This window comes from Chitinophaga ginsengisoli (assembly GCF_003014595.1).
GTDB lineage: Bacteria > Bacteroidota > Bacteroidia > Chitinophagales > Chitinophagaceae > Chitinophaga > Chitinophaga ginsengisoli.
On the sequence record NZ_PYGK01000005.1, the window covers coordinates 67,039 to 86,534 of the forward strand.

The window sequence follows — 19,496 nt, forward strand, 5'->3', positions numbered from 1 at the left end:
CCAAAATGAGAAATATACTATCTATCATCCTGGTATTGCCCTTTCTGATCTTTGCAGGCAATACAGCAAAAGCGCAGACCGATCCGCATTTCTCCCAGTATTATGTGTATCCGTCATGGCTTAACCCGGCGTTAACCGGTGCATTTGATGGCCAATATCGCATATCCGCCATCTATCGTAATCAATGGGGAAACATCAGTGATCCGTTCTCCACCTATGGCGTAGCAGCTGATTTTACCACTAACAAACAGTTCAACTTTGGCGCCAGTGTACTGAACCAGAAAGCAGGCGATGGTGGGTATAACTATACCACCGCTTATGGAAGCGCTTCCTATACTGGTGTACGTTTGGGTGCTGCTGGTACACACAGGATCGTGTTCGGTCTACAGTTTGGTATGATCCAGCGTAAGTTCGATGCATCCAAACTCACCTTTGGCGATCAATGGAATCCTATTACCGGTTACAATCCCGGCACGCCCAGTGGAGATGCTTTCAGCAGAACATCATCCACCTCATTTGATGCAGGCGCTGGTGTATTGTATTACGATGCCGAGCCAGGAAAGAAGTATAACATCTTTGGCGGTTTCTCCGTATCACATCTTACACGTCCTACCGACCAGTTCAGCAAGACCGGCGATGCCCGTTTCCCCATGCGCTTTACTGGCCATGCAGGGGTGAAGCTGGCCATCACTGATGTGATCAGTGTAACGCCTAACCTGCTGTACCTGAGACAGGGAAATGCAGAAGAGAAAATGGCAGGTGCCTATGGCCAGCTGTTTGTAAATCCCATCACGGATGTATTGCTAGGTGTGAACTACCGGTTCAAGGATGCGGTATCCACACATGCAGGTTTTACCTACAAGAATTTTACGCTTGGCGTAAGCTATGATATCAATACATCTGAGCTGAGCAAGATAGCCAGGGGTTCCAACAGTTTTGAACTGTCGCTCACCTTCATTGGCAGAAAGCTTTTCAGATCTCAGGAAGTGGAGTTTGTTTGTCCGCGTCTCTAACATGCACCTTCATCCATCAAACGTATTAAAAGAAAAACATGAAATATATCTTCCTCACAGTAGTACTGTTTACAGCAGTAACAATAAGCAAAGCACAGGTTGCTTATAACTACCTGCGGGCTGCTGACTATTACTACAAGAATGCAGAGTATAGTTCCGCTGCACCGTATTATGAAAAATACCTGGCAGGAACCAGGACAATTGTAAGCAATGCCGCCTACAGACCCTACAATACACAGCCATCTGCCAAGAAATCAATGGTGGCTGTAAGCAGTGAGCAGCAGGCTATCTATAAACTGGCAGAGAGTTACCGCCTCTTGCATGATTACAGCAAAGCAGTACCCTGGTATGCAGAAGCCATGGAGTTTGATAAAGCCACATTCCCACTGGCTCCTTATCATTATGCCGTATCATTGCGTGCATTGGGAAGGCATGAACTGGCGGAGAAAGCATTCACTTATTTCCTGGAATCATATACACAGCAGGATAACTATCGCGAAACAGCGCAGCGGGAATTGCAGAATCTCCGCTTCATCATTGCAGAGATGAACAAGCCCGATCTTAATATGTACAAAGTAGAAAAGGCGCCGGAAGTGATCAATCCTATTGGTGCCAACTATGCCCCTGTATGGTTTAAGGATAGTGTGCTGGTATTTACTTCTACAAGACCAGAGAAAGGAGCCAAAGGACATGCCTTCGTAAACCGTCTCTACACCGCTAACTACGCTGCCGGTCAACCGGATTCGGTCAACCTGCTGGCTATTGCACAACCGAAGGATGTTGACCAGGGAGTAATTGCATTGAGCCCGGATGGTAATACGCTCTTTATGACACGCTGGACAGTGAAACAGGGTAAGAAAAACGCTGCCATCTATAGCAGCAAAAAGAGTGGCGATACCTGGAGTGAACCGGTTCTGCTGGATACTATACTGAACGTACCTGGTTACAGTTCGCAGCAGCCATTTGTTACACCTGATGGTAAACGCCTTATTTACGCTAGCGACAGGCCTGGTGGTGTGGGGGGCTTTGACCTCTGGGAGGCAGAACTGAATGGAGAAGGAACACCTTTCTTTACAAAGAACCTTGGTCCGGAGATCAATACTGCCTGGAATGAAGAAGCGCCCTATGTGCATGCTGCTTCCAATCTGCTAATATTTTCTACTGATGGCAGGGTAGGTATGGGAGGCTTCGATTTCTTCTATTCGAAAGAATCTGCAGGTACCTGGAGTACGCCGGTGAATTTTGGTTATCCGGTGAACTCTGTAAAAGACGATATGTATTTCATCAGCAAAGGCAGTAAGGAAAACATCCTGGAGAATGTCTGGTTGTCGTCCGACCGTGCAGCCGCTTGTTGCCTGGAACTCTTCTCTTTACAGAAAGTAGTGCCACCACCGCCGCCGCCGCCACCTCCTCCTGCACCGCAACCAACGGTTATTGCACTGGAACCACCCACTACAGATGGCCCTATCGTACTGGAGAATATTTACTATGACTTCAACATGTCTTATCTGCAACCCGCGTCTTTCCCATCGTTGGACAGGCTGGTAGCGATGTTGAAGAAGTATCCTGCTATTGTGATCGAACTGAGTGCACATACGGATAGCAAAGGATCCAATGAGCTGAATGAAAAATTATCCGACGCAAGGGCGAAGAGTTGTGTGGATTACCTCGTGAGTCAGGGTATTGACGCCAGTCGTCTGCAAGCCAAAGGATATGCTGCTACTCGTCCGATAGCGCCTAATACAAATGCTGACGGATCTGATAATCCTGAGGGCCGTGCGCGTAACCGCAGAACGGAGTTCAGGATCATCAGCGGCAGGTAATAAGCTATCCGCACACCACTTTAAAAAAACAAGCTTATGTACAGAAAACCATTGTTGTTGCTGCTGCTGACCATCTTATCGCACGGCATATATGCACAGCAACAGCCGCATTATACGCAGTACATCCTGAATCCGTTCATCATCAATCCTGCGGTAGCAGGTATTGAGAACTACTGGGATGTAAAGGCAAGTCACCGGCACCAGTGGACCGGCCTGAATGGTGCACCGGTTACGACTTACTTAACCGTTCATGGTCCTCTTCGCAAAAGTGATTACCCGCAGGCGAGTGTGACGGGATTAACACCTCCGGGCGAAAATCCACGGGGTAGAGCTTATTGGCAGGAGTATACCACACCGCCTGCTCATGCCGGGCTGGGAGTGACTATTCTGAACGACAGGACCGGTCCATTGAACAGGTTCTCATTCAGTGCTACCTATGCGCACCACATTCCGTTGTCATCGCGTCTGAATGTGAGTGGTGGTATTTCCTTAGGCATGCAATCCGTATCTGTAGATGCTGCAAAACTGCGGTTCCAGCAGCCTAACGATCCGGTGATCGCTTCCAGTACCCTGCTGAATAAGTGGCGTCCGGAAGTGAATGCCGGTCTGTTGTTGTACGGTGCAGACTTCTATATAGGTGCGGCGGCCCAGAACATCGTTCCCCAGGAAATGACCTATGATAATGGTAAAGTAGTGGGTGATTCTCTATATCGGGGAAAGCTGGTGCCGCACCTTTTCTTCTCGGGAGGTTACAGGTTGTGGATGAATGAGGATGTCAGTGTATTGCCCTCTGTGATGGTAAGACTGATCACTGCAGCACCCGTCAGCTTTGATGTGAACGCCAAGTTCCTGTATAGGGACCGCATATGGATGGGCGCTTCCTATCGCATCAAAGACGGCTTTGCTGCTATGCTGGGTGTGAATATCAGTTCTACGATAAACATTGGTTATTCATATGACTACACCACTTCATCGTTGAATACGGTCAGCAAAGGCACGCATGAGATATTGATCGGTTTCCTGCTGGGTAACCGCTATGGCGACCTTTGTCCGAGAAATAATTTCTAGTAGCGGGATGGAATAATTCAACCTATAAATTTTCACAAAACATCATCATTAAACACTAACAAACAAATTACTTATGAAACGAATTTCGAGTTACTTCTTTGTCGCATGTATGTTCTCATTCATCATTGGTATCACATCCTGTGGAAAAGACGGCGCAGCAGGTCCTGCTGGTCCTGCTGGTCAGAATGGTTCAAAAGGTGATAAAGGAGATAAGGGGGACAAAGGTGATGCGGGATCTGTAAACATTACTTATTCAGAATGGCTGGATACACATTTTGCGCTGGATACAGCATCAGGCGAATATGTATGGAGTGCAGATGTGCCAGCAATTAATGCTGATCTGCTGAGCACAGGTTTTGTAAAAGTGTATTTCAACCTGTTTACTGCCGATCAACCCAACATTTCATCTATTCCTTATGTAGAGGGTGACCTGTATATCAGGGAAGTATTGACAGAAGGAGGATTACTGTTGTTCAGCAACTTCAATGTAAGCACTCAAACAGATAATAGCGGTAAAAAGAGGTTCCAGGTAAGATATGTAATTGTTCCAGCTAATGCTGCCGGTCGTGGCAGGAACATTAACTGGAGCAACTATGCCGAAGTGCAGGCACTTCTTGGCATGAAGAATTAGTTTACTAATGACCATCTCCATCAAAACCACATGTAAGATGGCTGCTTTATCCAGGGCGGCCGATTTTTTGAACTTCTTTTTTGCCCGGTATTTTTAAAACATAATGACATGACAAGATATTGTGACCTGACAGATGAAGAACTCATAAGAATGTACAGATCCGGCAATGACAGAGCTTTTACGGTGCTCGTACATCGCCATAAGAACAGGATCTTTACGACGATCATGCTGTTGGTAAAAGACCGATGCCTGGCGGAAGATATATTCCAGGATGTATTTATCAAAATCATCAATGCCTTCAACGAAGGCCATTATCTTGATAACAGCCGCTTTATAGCCTGGGCTGTCAGGATAGCCCATAATTGCTGCATCAGTCATTTCCGTAAAAAGACGGCTGCTTTTGCACTTATTTACAGAGATGATATTGCTAATAGTGAATATAAATACGTGGACAGCCAGGAGCTCCGCATTATCAAGCGGGAAACCTATGCTTCTGTACACGAACTGATCGACCGCCTGCCGGAAGCACAGCGTGAAGCGCTGATCTTACGGTTTTATGCCGACCTCTCTTTTAAAGAGATCGCACAGATTGTCAATGTAGGTATTAATACTGCATTGGGAAGGGTGCGATACGCTGTGATGAACATGCGAAAAATGATGGAAAGAGAACAAACACCTGAAGCTGTGTAAAAGCTCCTCCCGGAGCTTTTTACCGGTTTTATCCCCATACCGCAGACATGATGCAGTCCGACCATTTTTTTACTGGCCATCTCCTTAAAAAAGCCTAAATTGAATAAGCAAGTAGCTTATTGCTTTGGGATACTTTTGCATTTACAGGACGCCCCGGAATCATGATTAGTTTAGAGTTGTTTAGCCAATTTAGCCAAGTTACCAGTTAACCCGTAATCAACAGTATCCCCAACTATCACAGGTCTGAAATTGAAATGAAGCCCAGTTTTTTTTATGAAGAGGATTTTCCTGCTCATTTGTTTCCTTTGCTGTCTGCATACCCTGTTGGCACAGACTGTCTATAACGTATCAGGCACTATCAGGGATACAACCGGTCAGGAAATGATTGGAGCTAACGTATGGCTGATGGCGGGCCGCGATACAATGCATACTATCAGTAATGATGCCGGTAAATTCATTTTCAGGAATGTACCGCAGCCGGTCTTTACTATCCGCGTCACTGTGATCGGATACGATACCTGGTACCATGAATTCTCATATAAAGAAGCAGGCACGCAGATAGATCTGCCGCTTATTAAACTCTCCATCAAGACAAGTACATTGAAAGAAGTAGTGATAAAAGGTAGTTTGTCGCCCGTGGTCATGAAAGAAGACACCATCGAATACCGCGCAGATCAATACCATCTGCGCGCCAATGCCGTAGCGGAGGATCTGCTGAAACGCCTGCCCGGTATGCAGGTGGATATGGAAGGGAACGTACAGACCATGGGTAAACGGATCACCAAGGTCAGGATTAATGGTAAAGACTTCATGATCACCGATATCAAGACCCTTACACGTTTACTGCCGGTAGACCTCATTGATAAAATACAACTCATAGATGACTATGGTGACCTGGCACGTGCTACAGGCCGCAAGACAGGAGAGCCGGAGAAGATCATCAATATCCAGACAAAAGCAGATCTTGAAAAGGTGTACCAGGGGCAGGCATTGGGTGGTGTTGGCAATGATGGCCGGTATAATGCTGCTGTACTGGCGAATTATTTCAGTGAGAAACAACAGCTCTCTATTAATGGTAATACCAACAATATCAGTGCACAGGTAGGTAATACCATCACTTCTACTGTGAACGCCAACTACCGGGGCAACTTCTCCAAGGAGTTTTCAATGAATGTCGGCGTCATTGGCGGACGTACCACCAGCGACATGGAGTCGCTGAGCACTTCGAAAACAGTGACCACCGATGGTACGCTTTCCAGTATTAATACCAGCAATAACAGTAGTCGTAATGATAATTATAATATCAACGTTGGGGCTGAATACAAACCGAAAGAGGGGGATATGGTCAACTTCAACCTGAACTATAGCGGCAACAAGTCTTTCAACAGTAGTATGAACAGCGCTATTCAAAGCGGCTTGCAGCGTAAGGACCAGATCTCTACCGGTTTGAACAACAACACTACACCTGTTTTCCTGGCAGGCCTGTTCGCTTCCCACCGTTTCAAAGGACTGGGAAGGATCGTATCCATGGGGCTCTATGTCAATACGACAAAAAACAACAATTTACAGGACGGTATTGACAGCCTGCGTTACTATAATCCTGATAGTACTATTGCCAAAGATTCGCTATTACATCAGATACTTGATAAGAAGAACAATACCTTTACTTCCAATGCCCAGTTATCATACGTGGAGCCGCTGGATTCTGCCAACAGCCTTGAACTGCGTTATTCTGTCAACTACAACCATACTGATAACGGACAGGAAACCCACTGGATCAATCCTGACGGCAAGACCAATTTCATTGACTCATTGAGTAATCGATATATCTACACAATGGTGCAACACCAGGTAGAGCTGAACTTCCGCAGGTCAAAGAACAAATGGGATTACACTTTCGGTATGCGCTTACAGCCAGCCAGTCTGACGAGCAGTATGGCGGGTGGCTTAAACAGGGCAGTTGTGACCAGCAATAAGCTGGTACCTGTCTTCCGTATTCAGTACAAACTTACCAAGCAATCCATGGTAAGCCTTTCTTATTCCGGCAATGTGATCTTCCCGACTTATCAACAGTTACAACCGGTACCTGACCTGACCAATGCACAGTTCCCTATTATTGGTAATCCTGATCTGCGTCCTGCATTTGCACATTCCGTCTTCTTTAACTACCGTACTGCAGGCATGAACACCTTATTCGTTCACCTCTCCGGAAACTTCACACAAGATAAAGTAGTGACGAATGTTTCTCTCGTAAAGGATACTTTTAACACCGTTAAACAGGAGACCCGCTTCCTGAATACTAACGGTGACTACAACTTCCGCTTTATCTACGGATGGTCTTATCGCCTCGCTGATGGTAAATACAACCTTTTCCTGGATGGAAACAGCTCTTATAACAATAATATCCTGTATATGGATAACGTCCGTAAAACAGGCCAGAATCTAATGATCACGCAATCTGTCCGTGCCAATATGCTGAGGGAATTCGTTGAGTTGACCACCGGTGTGGCTTATACTTACAACAGGAACGTTTACGTGTTACAGCAGAATAGTATTACCAATATCGGCACCTGGAATTTTAACCTGAATGGAAAGGTCTATTTCCTGAAAACATTCAGCCTGGGGGCTGATGTGAATAAACAATTGAACAGTGGTTATAGCGGGGCCTTGTCAGCTAATCCGCTGATGGTGAATGCTACCTTGGAAAAGATGCTCTTCAAAAGGAAGCTGACTGTCCGTCTGCAGGGATTTAACCTGCTGGATGAGACGTCGAGATTGTCGCAATCCATATCAGGGAATACCGTGACAGAGAATCAGAATAGATTGCTGGGGAGGTATTTTATGGCGACGTTACAGTGTGATTTGAGGTTGTTGAAGGGGAAGTAGGGGGAAATTTAGGGGTTTTCGAAGGGTTATCTATCTATTTGGGAAGGTTTGGGGAGGAGGAAGGTTTAGTACTTTAAAGATCTTGAATATTTCAGCCCTCGGTTTTTTGTCGCTGTGATCAGAGCGGTTGAGTTCAAGAGAGGCTGCATTTTGAATGGCATTGTCTAAATAAGGCCTGAGTGTTTTATAAATGTTTTTTCTTTTCAAATAATCCTGGCGTTTGTTATAGCCTTTAATGAATGGAAGTATTTTAGCGGAGACCTCTTCACAGGAGCCAAACAGCTTAGCGGTTTTTTCGAAATGTAATAGCACCCATGTTTCAAAGCAGGGATTATTAATATATACAGTGAAATAATCTGGATCAAGACATGCAATATCATTTTTGAATGCCGCTATTTTTTTCTCTGAAATAACCGTATCAAAATCAATCAGGCAATAGACGTGGTCATAGCCTTTTTCAACTAACGATTTTGCCGATTCAATAATTCTTTTGTAGGAACCACCTTTGTGCGCTTTTCCTGGCAGTTCTGGTTTTATGACAACATCTTCGAGCTGTTCCAGTTCCTTTAGCTGATCAAAGTAAATTTTCTCAATAAATCCATCGCCCACGATGGCCACTACCTTTTTGAAGTTTCTGTGTTCTGTTCTTCTAGTCATGGTTTTTAGATATAAAGATGCTGCCGAGGTCAGGCTTTGCACCGAGTTTCCCAGTTTTATATGAATTAATAATGGATGCCCCTTTTCTAAGAACGCTGGTATCAAAGTCTGCCAGAGAGTATAAGTCAGTTGTCCCATTTTCTTTTTTCTCTGTAAACCAAACAGCGTCATTTCTGATGTTTTCTTTATCCTCAAGGAGGGATAGGTTATGTGTTGTAATTGCCAGCTGTGAAAATGTGGAATTTGCAAGATGAACCAGTATGAAATGTTTCATAAGATCTGTATGAAGAGATGTTTCCAGCTCATCGATGGTGATAATCTTATTTGAATTAATCAGCGTGTTAAGTATGCCGCTAAGACCGTAGTAGCGTAATGTTCCCCTTGACTCCATGCTGTTTATTAATTCATAGGAGGTTGCAGTTCCCTCTTCTTTCACTGTGTGTTTAAAAAATATATCTCTTGTAGTAATCTTTTTATCTCTTAATAATTGATTTTTTTGTTTTTCAGAAATCGACCATGCGGCGAGTCTGTTAAGCGTGATTTCATCAAGCTCTCTTTGAGTTGTTTTGATATCAATGCCATCAATTTGAATGTCGGCTTTTTTGAGGATTTCGAGGATATCGGTTTTGAATGTCGGATCATCCTGAACTTTGTCACTTGTCCAGTTAAAAAGGTTGGTAGTGGGACGGACGCTGCTCATCAATGTTTCATTGAACCATTTAATGACGGTATTGAGTGCTGGTATGTTAACATTGGTTTTATTAAAAGCGCCAAGAACAGTATTGTTCCAAAGCGTATTCCCTTCTATTATGGCTAGCTCTTTATTATTGACTTTTAAAGTACTGCCAAATGATATTTTGGAAACTTTATTCTCAATATCGGTTGTTCTGGTGTAGAAGTCTGCTACCCGGTTTTTGGGGTAATATTGCAGTCTTTCACTCAATATATATAGCCGGGTAAACTGAACGTGATAGTTATACCTTACCTTATTTACCAGGAACGCTATTTGTAGCGATGAATGCTGAGACTTCGAAGTACTATCGAAGAGGAAGGGCTGGAACTCTAATTCGTCATTCTTGTCATTTAGTGGGTTTAATGACAATTCTCTGAGAAACTCAATTGCTTCCAGCAAGGTAGATTTGCCGGATGCGTTTGCCCCATAAATTATTAGTAGTTTAAGTAATCGGAGACCTGGTATTGGTTCAGCGATATAGTAATCTGATAAATGCTCATCAGGGGTTGCCTCAAAAGATATCTTTTTCGCCTCTCTTATAGGGCCAAAGTTGCTTATCTCAAATTCAATAATCATAAATTTGGATTTTAAATGGGTATATTTGCAATATATCCGCAAAATTATCCAATAAAATCCAGAAATGAATATTTTACCTGAATTTCCATAACCTTCTCCTCACCACTACTTCCATATGCACCGGCCTGGCCGAAATATCCTTTGTCTTGCTTACCCGTGTGACCGGCACCAGGGTCCGCAGCCCAAATTGCCAATTTCCGGCCATATAATCCAGTTCTGCCACTCCACTGATATGCACCCTTGATAGATCTTGTTTTTCCTCATCCGTGGCAGGAAAAACACCGTTTTGTACAATTTTCATGAGGGTATCCTTCACTATCCGATGCATAAGCGCATGTTGTAAGAAAGATGCCTGTATACCCGCGCCTACCTGCCATTTAGGATGGACAGGAAGTTGGTATTGCAATGCTACTCCCCAACCAAGTTGTTTTACCAGGGAACTGGTAGTATCAAATGGGTACAGTTGGGCGTCAACGTTGGCATGTACATTAGGTTTAGGCGTAACGCTGACAGAAGGCTGTACATCAAGTGACAACGCACCTTTCCACAGTTTCCTTTCAATTCTTACAGTGGGTATCAGGCGGCGATAGAATTGATCTTTACCATCAGGGCCAAGAAAATAGAAACTGCTATCATATAAAGGCAGTGCTACATTTAGCTGAATATACAAGGCCCATAGTTTTTCCGCCTGCTTACCGGGGGAATGGCGTAATGCAAGCGGGGCTGCTTTATGTTGTAAGCTGATATTATATCCTGCAATGGAAGATTGTATCAACGATAATTGTAGTGGGGGATGGGTTTCTGCTTTTCCCGCTTGTCGTCTATCTTTATTTGTATAAATGCTGATAGCTAGCTGCTGTTGCTCTATTGCCAGTGGCTCAGCAACAGCGGTAGTAGCTGTTTCCCCAGAACGTTTTTTGCTGGATGCAAATGACCTGGCCAGTTGTTTATCTGTTACGGGTCGTTTAGCAGTAGATCTTTCTTCGACAAGAGGATATTCGTTAGTAGCAAGCTGCTTTACCAACTGTTTGTCTGTTGCCTGTTGCTTAGCTGTGGTATTTCGTTCGAAGGAATGTTTGTTAGTAGCAGACCACGCCGGAGCTTGCTTGCCGGTCAGCTGTTCAGAAGTAGGTTGAGTGGTAGTTTTTCCGGAAACGGGATGTGTCCTGTCAGCAATTAGTGACGGTTGTAATGATGATCCTTGTATTGTTGCTGATGCTTGTGATGATTGTGACGCTGGTAGTGCTTGAGAAGATGAAGTATTGCTGGCAGTATCTGATGCATTGCTTATCGTTGAAGACATCGTATGCGATAATACTGTATCCGTCAGTGCATGATTGTATGACGTCCGAGGTACTGATTGCTTATAAGCCAGGCTGGTATCATGGACATTCTTTCCAGAATATGCCAGCTGTGTATTATTACGGTATTGCCAGCAGAAGATACCGGCTGCTGCTATTACAGCTAGCACAAATAATCCCTTTATCCATATGTAACGAATATGCACACGGGCTGACAAATTCCCCTCTACGGGCAATTCCGCGTCCAGCTTTTGTCGCATGGACTGCCATGCCTGATCGGCAGGCGGGATGGGAATTGGGAATTCCTCTTTGTTGAAATTTATATTATCCGAATTTTGCTCAGCCATTTTAAGAATAATACTTTAATAATACCGGCTTTAATTTGCTCCTTGTCTCACTCAGGTGCCATTTTACGGTACCCTGGCTCAGTTGTAATCTTGCACATATCTCACTAATAGAAAAACCTTCAAGATAAAATAAGATGCATATAGCCCTGGTGGCTGGTGGTAAAACATCCAGCAGTTTATAGATATCTCCCGACTCCATAGCAGAGAGTGGATTATCGTTATAAGAAATATCAATGCTCGCTACATCCACATGTTCTGCCCATTTTACGTTTTTAAGCCTGTCCAGTGCCGTATTGCGTACTATGGTATATACCCAGTTGAAGAATTGTCCCTTATCGTCTTTAAACAGTCCTATATTTTTAAAAACCTTTAGCATACCATCATTCAGCACTTCCAGTGCGTCTGCCTGTTCCGGGAAGAATTTCCGACATAACAGAAATAGAGCAGGGTAAAACTTTTTATAAAGTTTCTCCTGACCTAAACGGTCATTAGCTACGCACTGTTTGATCAATTCCTGAATATCTTCCAAATGAAATTGTTCCGATAGGTATACAATAAGTTATGCTGATGTTATGCCGGCATATATCCTTACAAATGACTTTTACCGGATAGCTCCCCTTATGAGCGTCTCCGGTAAAAGTACTATAGCCTGCTCCGCTACAGTAGTACTTGTGGCCTTAGCTACTGTAACGATATTGAGCCAGATTAGTTACAGCCGTTACCTGGATCTTTTACGTAATCCAGTGGTGTCATGATGCGGGAACGTATCATATGGCGGCTGGGGTGGATTCGGATAGGAAGGGAACGTATCGTGTGGTGGATACGGTGGATGTGACGGGAATGTGTCATACGGTGGATAGGGAGGATAGGACGGAAAGGTATCGTGTGGTGGGTTAGGGATATGCGGGAATGTATCATGCGGTGGATAAGGGAATGTATCATGCGGCGGATGCGGAATACTGTCATGCGGAATGGTGTCATGAGGAATCGTATCATGCGGGATAGAGTCATGCGGAATAGTATCGTGTGGGATGCTATCCGTAGGTATAGAATCGCGGTCATATGCCAGCCCCTTGTCCTTCATCTTATCTTGCAGGGACTCCTTGGTACAGGAACTTTGTATGAAGATAATAAACCCGGTAACGGCCAGGACTCCGATAAGTTTTTTCATAGAGTAATTGTTTATATAATGATGAACGGTGGGCGGATGGCAAAAGGTTGGGTATGCTGAAAAATTTTTTCCGTCATGATAGATTTTACATTCAGGCTGTTATAATACCGTCAATGGGGATGTTTTAAAACTATCTTAAATAGCGTTGATTCGTAGCGTATTATGATATAGGTGCTATTATAAGGTCAAAATAGCATGAGAAAGGAAATCCCGTATGAAAATATACTTTGACAGCAAGGCAACTTTTCCGGTGAAACACACGTATTAATTAAAAGACAGTGCTTTAGACGTCTCATGTCCTGTTTTCTCCACTTAGTGAAGCGTAAAAAATACGGTTCTGATTCAATTTTGTCATGATAATGCAGCATGCCTTGTTGCATGCCGATATCCATTCACCGTTAAATCAAAAAGAAATGATAGTGTTGTTTGAAAAACGTCCGGTGATAAAATCTGTAAATACAGGGTCACATAAAGGCAGACATGTCCGGACATCAACGCGAAAGCCTTTCATCTGGGCCCTTGGTAGTGTAGTAATGTTGTCAGTGTTGAATGTGGGTTGTAGTAAGACTAATGGATATGGTGGTAATAATCCTCCTCCTGCCACCAACAACTATAGCCAGGTAAACCTTGTTACAGACGTTGGCGGTGGTCCTTATAGTTCTACGTTGGTAGATGCCCATCTTATCAATCCCTGGGGCGTTGCTTTTAATCCGACTGGTGTTATTTGGATAGCGGCGAATCATACCGGCGTCAGTACTGTTTATGATAAAAGTGGTAATACCGTGATCTCCCCGGTTACCATTGCATCCCCTGGGCATTCTACCGGAGGGGCGCCTACAGGTATTGTATATAATAGCACTACGGATTTTGCAGTAGGTGGTACACCGGCTAAATTTATTTTCGATACAGAAGACGGTACTATCACGGCGTGGGCTTCTGGTAGCGTGGCCACTGTTGTTGCCGACAGATCTGCATCAGAAGCAATTTACAAAGGACTTGCTTTAGCAAAAGATGGTGCAGATAATTTTCTGTATGCCGCTAACTTTCATGCAGGCACTATAGATGTTTTCGATAAGGACTTCCATATGGTCACCACTAAACCGTTTATAGATCCAAATCTTCCTGCAGGCTTTGCACCATTTAATATCAGGAGTATCGGAGATAACCTGTACGTCACCTATGCAAAACAGGACGCGAATAAAGAGGATGATATGAAAGGTGATGGTAATGGCTATGTGGATATCTTCAAACCAGATGGTTCCTTTATAAAAAGATTTGCATCACAGGGCGCACTTAACTCTCCATGGGGCATCGTTGCCGCTACTGCCGGATTCTGGGCAGTTGATAACACCATCCTTATCGGGAACTTCGGTGATGGAAAGATCAGTGTCTATGATCAGGATGGAAAGTTCTTAGGCCAATTGAAGAAAGGAGATAATCCAATTGTTGTTGATGGATTGTGGGCACTGGAGAATAATATACCTTCTACGGGGGCAAATCAGTTATATTTTACAGCTGGTCCTACTGATGAGACGCATGGGGTATTTGGGTATATATTGAAAGCGTATTAGACTCCTATGAATATATATAGCTCCGGCACCTGTATTTATAAGGTGCCGGAACTTTTAATAGTTGTTAGTTCGCATTTGGCCAGGTTGGTTCACCACGTTTCATTTTTTCAAAGTTATCCTTAATCTCAGTATCACCGGGAGAAGCGGCTACTGCCTTTTCCTGCCATTGGAGTGCTTCTTGCTTGTTACCAAGTTTGTATAACAGATTGGCATGGGTATCCATAGTGGATGCAACACGGAACTGGTCGGTTTCCTTGCTTATGGCCTTTTGACTCCATTCCACTGCTTTTTCTAATTCTTCCTTTTTGTTGCTTTTCTCAAAAAGTGTCCATGCCCAATCGTTATAAGCACCGGCATGATACCGGTCATCATACCTGGTAGCTGCCTCCACAAGGTTTTGGGTGGCATTTTGCTGATCCCTGCTTGCGGCGTTAAGGTATCTGATCACACAGAGCCCGCGGATCATTTCTCCTTCTAATGGCTGATGTTGATGAATGACAGCTTCTACTTTATTCCAGTCAGGTTTTTCTGTCAATAAGCTTTTAACCTCGTCATCAAAGATGATCGTTTCCAGTTTAGCCGTTATCGATCTTGGGCTGTTGGCCATGCCTGCAATGGAAACACTTTTTTCCAGTATGGAAAAGCCGGGATCTGTTCTCTTTGTAGTGACTCTCTCTATAAAAATGAGATTATTTTCCTGGAATGGATTCTTCAGCTTATTGATGTATTCGGCAGAAAACCTGGCAGCATTAACCGCGTCTTTATTTTGTAAGGCCAGGAGAGTAAGGCTGCGAAGGAAAGCGGAATCATTTTTTCCTGATTTATATTCCTGCAGACGGGCTGCATAATCCTTATTGATGGTATCGGCAACTGCTGCGGAGAAGGCCTTTGTGCTGGCCAGATAATTCTTTGTTACCGGCCATACTCTTGCGTGAATATTCCTTATAATAGCAGCAGGTAGTTTTATAATAGCTCTATCGTAGGTCATGAGACCATTCTGCTCTGATTCAACATCAAATGGCTGGGTATAAATGGAAGCACTGAGTCCTTCCTGTTCCAACACTTTCAGCGAGTCGACCATCTGTGTATATTGCTTTTGCATTATGGGAGGAGTGACTACGCCATCATATCCCCAGCCGGCTTGCAGATCATTCCACAGATGTCCCTCTATGGGAACACCGATACCTCCAAACTCACCCAATACACGTGCTTTGCCTGGCATTGCAGGTGCATTCCTGGGAAAAGGGTAGGAGTGTACATCTGCAATGTCTGATCCTATCCAGGCATTTGGAGAAGGGCTGCGAAGCAAATCATTGACATATAACATTTCTCCCGAATGGCCATTAACAATACGGGAGGGATCGGTTTGTTTTATCCACCGGGTCAAGCGTTCCTGGTCATACTGTCCCCATTTTTCATTAAACAGCACCCAGGTGGTGATGCAGGGATGATTGTACAGTTGTGCAATATTCTCCGCGCTTTCCTTTTCAAACTCAGCGTGGCCATCCTGCGTATCGTTACCGGGATTGACCATATCCTGCCATACCAGCATACCTATCTTATCAGCATGATAATACCAGCGATCAGGCTCAATCTTGATGTGCTTACGGATGGTGTTAAAGCCCATTGCTTTAGCTGCTTCAATATCAAACTTTAGTGCAGCATCGGTAGGAGCGGTGTATAGACCGTCGGGCCAGAAACCCTGGTCGAGTGTACCGAGGTTGAAGGTGTATTGATTATTCAGAAATATCCGGTCTCTACCTTTTTCATCTTTCTGAATAGCAATTTTACGCATGCCGAAGTAGCTTTTCACTTCATCTGCTACTTTACCGTTTTTTACCAGCTTTACTTCCAGGTCATATAAAAAAGGATCATCCGGACTCCATAGATGCGGATTGGCAATAGATAACAGTGCCGGTTTACCTGCTGGCAGTTTTACTGTGGACACCATCTTTGAACCGTTTTTTGTAGTAAGTACTACAGTGTATCCTGAGAGATCTGAGGATTTACTATCCTTGACGGCAATGTGCGCAATAGCCTGCTGTTTATCAATATCGGGAGTGATCCTGATAGATTCAATGAATGTGGAGGGAACGGTTTCCATCCATACTGTTTGCCAGATGCCACTGCTGGGTGTGTACATGATACCTTGCGGACTGAGAACCTGTTTCCCATGAGGATTTGGTCCTAGATCGGTAGGGTCCCATACTTTAACTACCAGTTCATTTTTCCCCGACTGCAATGCGTTAGTGGCATCCAGCGTGAAATGCTGATATCCTCCCCTGTGTGTACCTAGCTCTTTACCATTCAAATAAACAGTGGCCTCGAAATCTACCGCACCAAAATGCAGCAGCAGTCGTTCATCTGTTTTTAATGCTGGTTTTTCGAAGTTATGCTTATACCAAAGCAGTTCATTCGCCTTTATTGGCTTTTTCACCCCGGACAGCGCAGATTCTATCGGATAAGGAACCAGGATGTTACCAGCATAGCTCTCCGGAAGCCCAGATGTTTTATCCGTGATTACGTACTGCCATAGCCCATTCAGGTTTTGCCATTGTGGGCGGACCATCTGGGGGCGGGGATATTCTGGTAATACCTTTGTTGGATTGACCTGTTCTGCCCAGCGGGTAAGAATAGTACCTTGCTGAATATGCCAGGTTGTTGGTTCCTGTGCCATGGCAGCCGTAGTTATAAAAGCGGAGCATAGGCCCAGCAAAAGAGATGTACGTTCTTTTTGAAACATTAGGATGTGAGATTTATTTTGAGTTAAAAGCAAAAGGAGTCATCAGTAATGATTGATACGGACCAACTCCAGGTCCGGGCTATCATACATTACGCCTCTTATTACCAGTGTTATATTTTTCAAACGTGCAATATCATAGTAGTAGAATCCTGTCAGCAGTTCATCCGTTACAGCATCATATACTTCAATGAAATACTCCTGATTGGAGGCTTTTGCTGGAAATGAGATAAAGTCTGACACTCCTTTGTATGGAAGATTATCCACCGCGCTCCCGATAGGTTCACCGGAAATGTTAATACGAAAGCCATTACTGTTAGGCGAGAGATTTACAAAGCGTACGCCAGTGGTGCTATCTGTACGGATGGGTATTTCATCTTTCACTAAAAGACCACTTACGTTGTCGGGATAACCATGCATAAAAAGACTGTAAACATCGCCGGGAGCAAATGTGACGTCCTGATTAAATATAAGTTTGGTGGTATCATTTGCTAAAGCGATGCTCAGAGGAACCTTACCCACAGGTACGCCAAATGTCAGGGCTCCGTAACTATATTTGCCATCATTGTAGGAATAATTCAAGGATTTAGAGTTTGCAAAAATGAATGGTTTTCCCGTAAAGTTCATTTTAATGTCTGTATTGTATGATGCGATGGCATTCACAAGGTTTACAGTGGCTGCATACCCTGATATATCGACATCTTCTTTTTTGCAGGAAGAAAGAAAGGATGTTGTCAACACTATAAATAAGATATAATATTTCATGTGCTACTTTATTAAAGATTACAAATAACTTACCGGCGGTTTCTTATGGTTGTTCGAGATAGCCGGGATTCTGATGTCCACGCAAAGCGGGGTTGTACATGAACTCACTATAAGGAATAGGCAATAAAGCCTTGTAAGGCGCCCATGTTGTCCCTTTTTGCTGGGCTACAACAGACATAACTGCATTTAGCTGATCTCTGCGCTGAAGATCAAACCAGCGGTCTCCCCATTCCATAAACAATTCTGTCTGGCGTTCCTTTGCAATTGCTTTGAGCAGATCATTCTGAGAAGCAGCAGTTGTGCCTGGCACTCCTGCACGGGATCTGATGATGTTCAGGTCAGATGTTGCACTGTTGTCGCCGGTAAGATTGTTAAGGTGTGCACGGGCTTCGGCACGGATTAAATACTGTTCTGCCAGGCGAAGCACCATAGTATATTCCTTTTGTTCCATTACTGCCCATCCCGCTTTGTACTTATATGGAATAATTAGTCCTGATGTGCTCTTCGTAATCCATGATGCTCTGCGGATGTCATTTGCTTCAAAAGCGTTCAGTATAGAGGGACTTACATAAAAGAACGGATTCCTTTGGGATGGGTTGATCAATGATCTGCCATCTGGCGCGTTAGCACCTTGTTGGTCAAGCGGGTTGGGTTGTAATTGCCAGATGGCTTCTTTACTATTCTTAAGGAAGACCTGGTTTACGTCAGCCAGTAATACATAGTTGGCATCGTTGATCACTTTACCTGCTTCCGTTTCAGCTTCCTGCCATTTTCCCATATATAAGTATACCCTTGCGAGGAGTGCAGTAGCAGCAGCTTTATTAGGGCGTATTCTTTCGGATGTAGGACTCACAAGATCCTTGTCTAAAAAGGCAGTTTTAAGGCTCTCCTGTGCCTCTTTCAGATCTTTAACCATCTGCTCGTACACAAGTTGCTTATCTGTACGTGGTACAGCACTATTCGCTTTGAAGTCTGTAGTCAATACTAATGGAACATCTCCATAGAGGTTGACCAGGTAAAAATAGAGCCAGGCTCGGGTAAACTTAGCTTCACCTGTCAGAATAAGTTTTATGTCCTCCGGCAGGGTCGCAGATTTTTCTACCCCTTCCAGCAGGCTATTCACCCTATAAATATGGTCTCTGTATGTTGCTTCCCACATGGTCCAGGCACTATTGCCGCCGGTTGCCGCATTCGTATAATCAGGATATGCCGCGGGATTTGTCGGAATAAGTTCATCCGCCCTTAATCCTGTTCTGATCGAAAGCCCATAGATATCTGTAAAAACATCATCTGCGGCACCGATGCGTGCGTATATGCCGGTCATAGCGGCAACCGCCGTGCTTGTATTAGAGAATACTATTTCAGATGTGGCCTTGTCAATTGGAAGGTCAACCTCAATCAGTTTTTTACATCCACCCAATAAACAGCCGGTCAGTAACAAGAGCAGCGTGTAAGTGGTATATCTTGTGCTATAAATGATTTGCATAGTTGTTATAATTTTATATGGTCGCAGCATCGGTCAAA

At 44.1% G+C, this 19,496-nt stretch carries 15 protein-coding genes; 7 read left to right on the forward strand and 8 right to left on the reverse strand.

What is annotated here, in order from left to right; translation table 11 throughout:
• Positions 1–5 precede the first annotated feature (5 nt).
• From CLV42_RS13910 to CLV42_RS13935, 6 genes are all read left to right on the forward strand, one after another.
• A complete protein-coding gene (locus CLV42_RS13910; protein ID WP_106602532.1) occupies positions 6–1,013 on the forward strand; it encodes a PorP/SprF family type IX secretion system membrane protein in 1,008 nt (335 codons plus the stop codon).
• 38 nt (positions 1,014–1,051) lie between these two features.
• Positions 1,052–2,836: an OmpA family protein gene (locus CLV42_RS13915; protein WP_106602533.1), complete on the forward strand. Its 1,785-nt coding sequence runs from the start codon at positions 1,052–1,054 to the stop codon at positions 2,834–2,836.
• A 36-nt stretch (positions 2,837–2,872) separates the two neighbouring features.
• Entirely contained in the window at positions 2,873–3,904 is a 1,032-nt protein-coding gene (locus CLV42_RS13920) for a PorP/SprF family type IX secretion system membrane protein (RefSeq protein ID WP_106602534.1), read from the forward strand.
• A 73-nt stretch (positions 3,905–3,977) separates the two neighbouring features.
• Entirely contained in the window at positions 3,978–4,535 is a 558-nt protein-coding gene (locus tag CLV42_RS13925; protein ID WP_146154382.1) for a hypothetical protein, read from the forward strand.
• Between the two features lie 108 nt (positions 4,536–4,643).
• A complete protein-coding gene (locus CLV42_RS13930) occupies positions 4,644–5,225 on the forward strand; it encodes an RNA polymerase sigma factor (protein ID WP_106602536.1) in 582 nt (193 codons plus the stop codon).
• Positions 5,226–5,498: 273 nt separating this feature from the next.
• Positions 5,499–8,111 carry a TonB-dependent receptor gene (locus tag CLV42_RS13935; RefSeq protein WP_106602537.1) on the forward strand — a complete coding sequence of 871 codons (2,613 nt, stop codon included), beginning with the start codon at positions 5,499–5,501 and terminating at the stop codon, positions 8,109–8,111.
• 30 nt (positions 8,112–8,141) lie between these two features.
• Here CLV42_RS13935 and CLV42_RS13940 read toward each other — a convergent pair whose 3' ends face one another.
• The 5 genes from CLV42_RS13940 to CLV42_RS13960 form a co-directional block, all read right to left on the reverse strand.
• Positions 8,142–8,768: an RloB family protein gene (locus CLV42_RS13940; protein WP_170117507.1), complete on the reverse strand. Its 627-nt coding sequence runs from the start codon at positions 8,766–8,768 to the stop codon at positions 8,142–8,144.
• Positions 8,761–10,077: an AAA family ATPase gene (locus CLV42_RS13945; protein WP_106602539.1), complete on the reverse strand. Its 1,317-nt coding sequence runs from the start codon at positions 10,075–10,077 to the stop codon at positions 8,761–8,763. Before CLV42_RS13945 ends, CLV42_RS13940 begins: the two co-directional genes overlap by 8 nt.
• Before the next feature lie 73 nt (positions 10,078–10,150).
• Positions 10,151–11,725 carry a hypothetical protein gene (locus CLV42_RS13950; protein WP_106602540.1) on the reverse strand — a complete coding sequence of 525 codons (1,575 nt, stop codon included), beginning with the start codon at positions 11,723–11,725 and terminating at the stop codon, positions 10,151–10,153.
• A gap of 1 nt (position 11,726) precedes the next feature.
• A complete protein-coding gene (locus CLV42_RS13955) occupies positions 11,727–12,254 on the reverse strand; it encodes an RNA polymerase sigma factor (protein ID WP_106602541.1) in 528 nt (175 codons plus the stop codon).
• A gap of 189 nt (positions 12,255–12,443) precedes the next feature.
• Complete coding sequence (locus CLV42_RS13960; RefSeq protein ID WP_106602542.1) at positions 12,444–12,896, reverse strand: hypothetical protein; 453 nt, start codon at positions 12,894–12,896, stop codon at positions 12,444–12,446.
• A 413-nt stretch (positions 12,897–13,309) separates the two neighbouring features.
• Between CLV42_RS13960 and CLV42_RS13965 the strand changes: the two genes are divergently transcribed.
• Entirely contained in the window at positions 13,310–14,467 is a 1,158-nt protein-coding gene (locus tag CLV42_RS13965; protein ID WP_170117508.1) for a TIGR03118 family protein, read from the forward strand.
• Positions 14,468–14,531: 64 nt separating this feature from the next.
• On the opposite strand, the gene CLV42_RS13970 is transcribed toward CLV42_RS13965, so the two are convergent.
• The 3 genes from CLV42_RS13970 to CLV42_RS13980 form a co-directional block, all read right to left on the reverse strand.
• The gene (locus CLV42_RS13970; RefSeq protein WP_245901649.1) at positions 14,532–17,144 is read right to left on the reverse strand and encodes a glycoside hydrolase family 2 protein; all 2,613 of its coding nucleotides are present in this window, start codon (positions 17,142–17,144) and stop codon (positions 14,532–14,534) included.
• A 108-nt stretch (positions 17,145–17,252) separates the two neighbouring features.
• Positions 17,253–17,972 carry a DUF4397 domain-containing protein gene (locus CLV42_RS13975; RefSeq protein WP_106602545.1) on the reverse strand — a complete coding sequence of 240 codons (720 nt, stop codon included), beginning with the start codon at positions 17,970–17,972 and terminating at the stop codon, positions 17,253–17,255.
• 43 nt (positions 17,973–18,015) lie between these two features.
• Positions 18,016–19,458 (reverse strand): RagB/SusD family nutrient uptake outer membrane protein, encoded by a 1,443-nt coding sequence (locus CLV42_RS13980; RefSeq protein ID WP_170117509.1) that lies wholly within the window; start codon positions 19,456–19,458, stop codon positions 18,016–18,018.
• Positions 19,459–19,496: the final 38 nt, after the last annotated feature.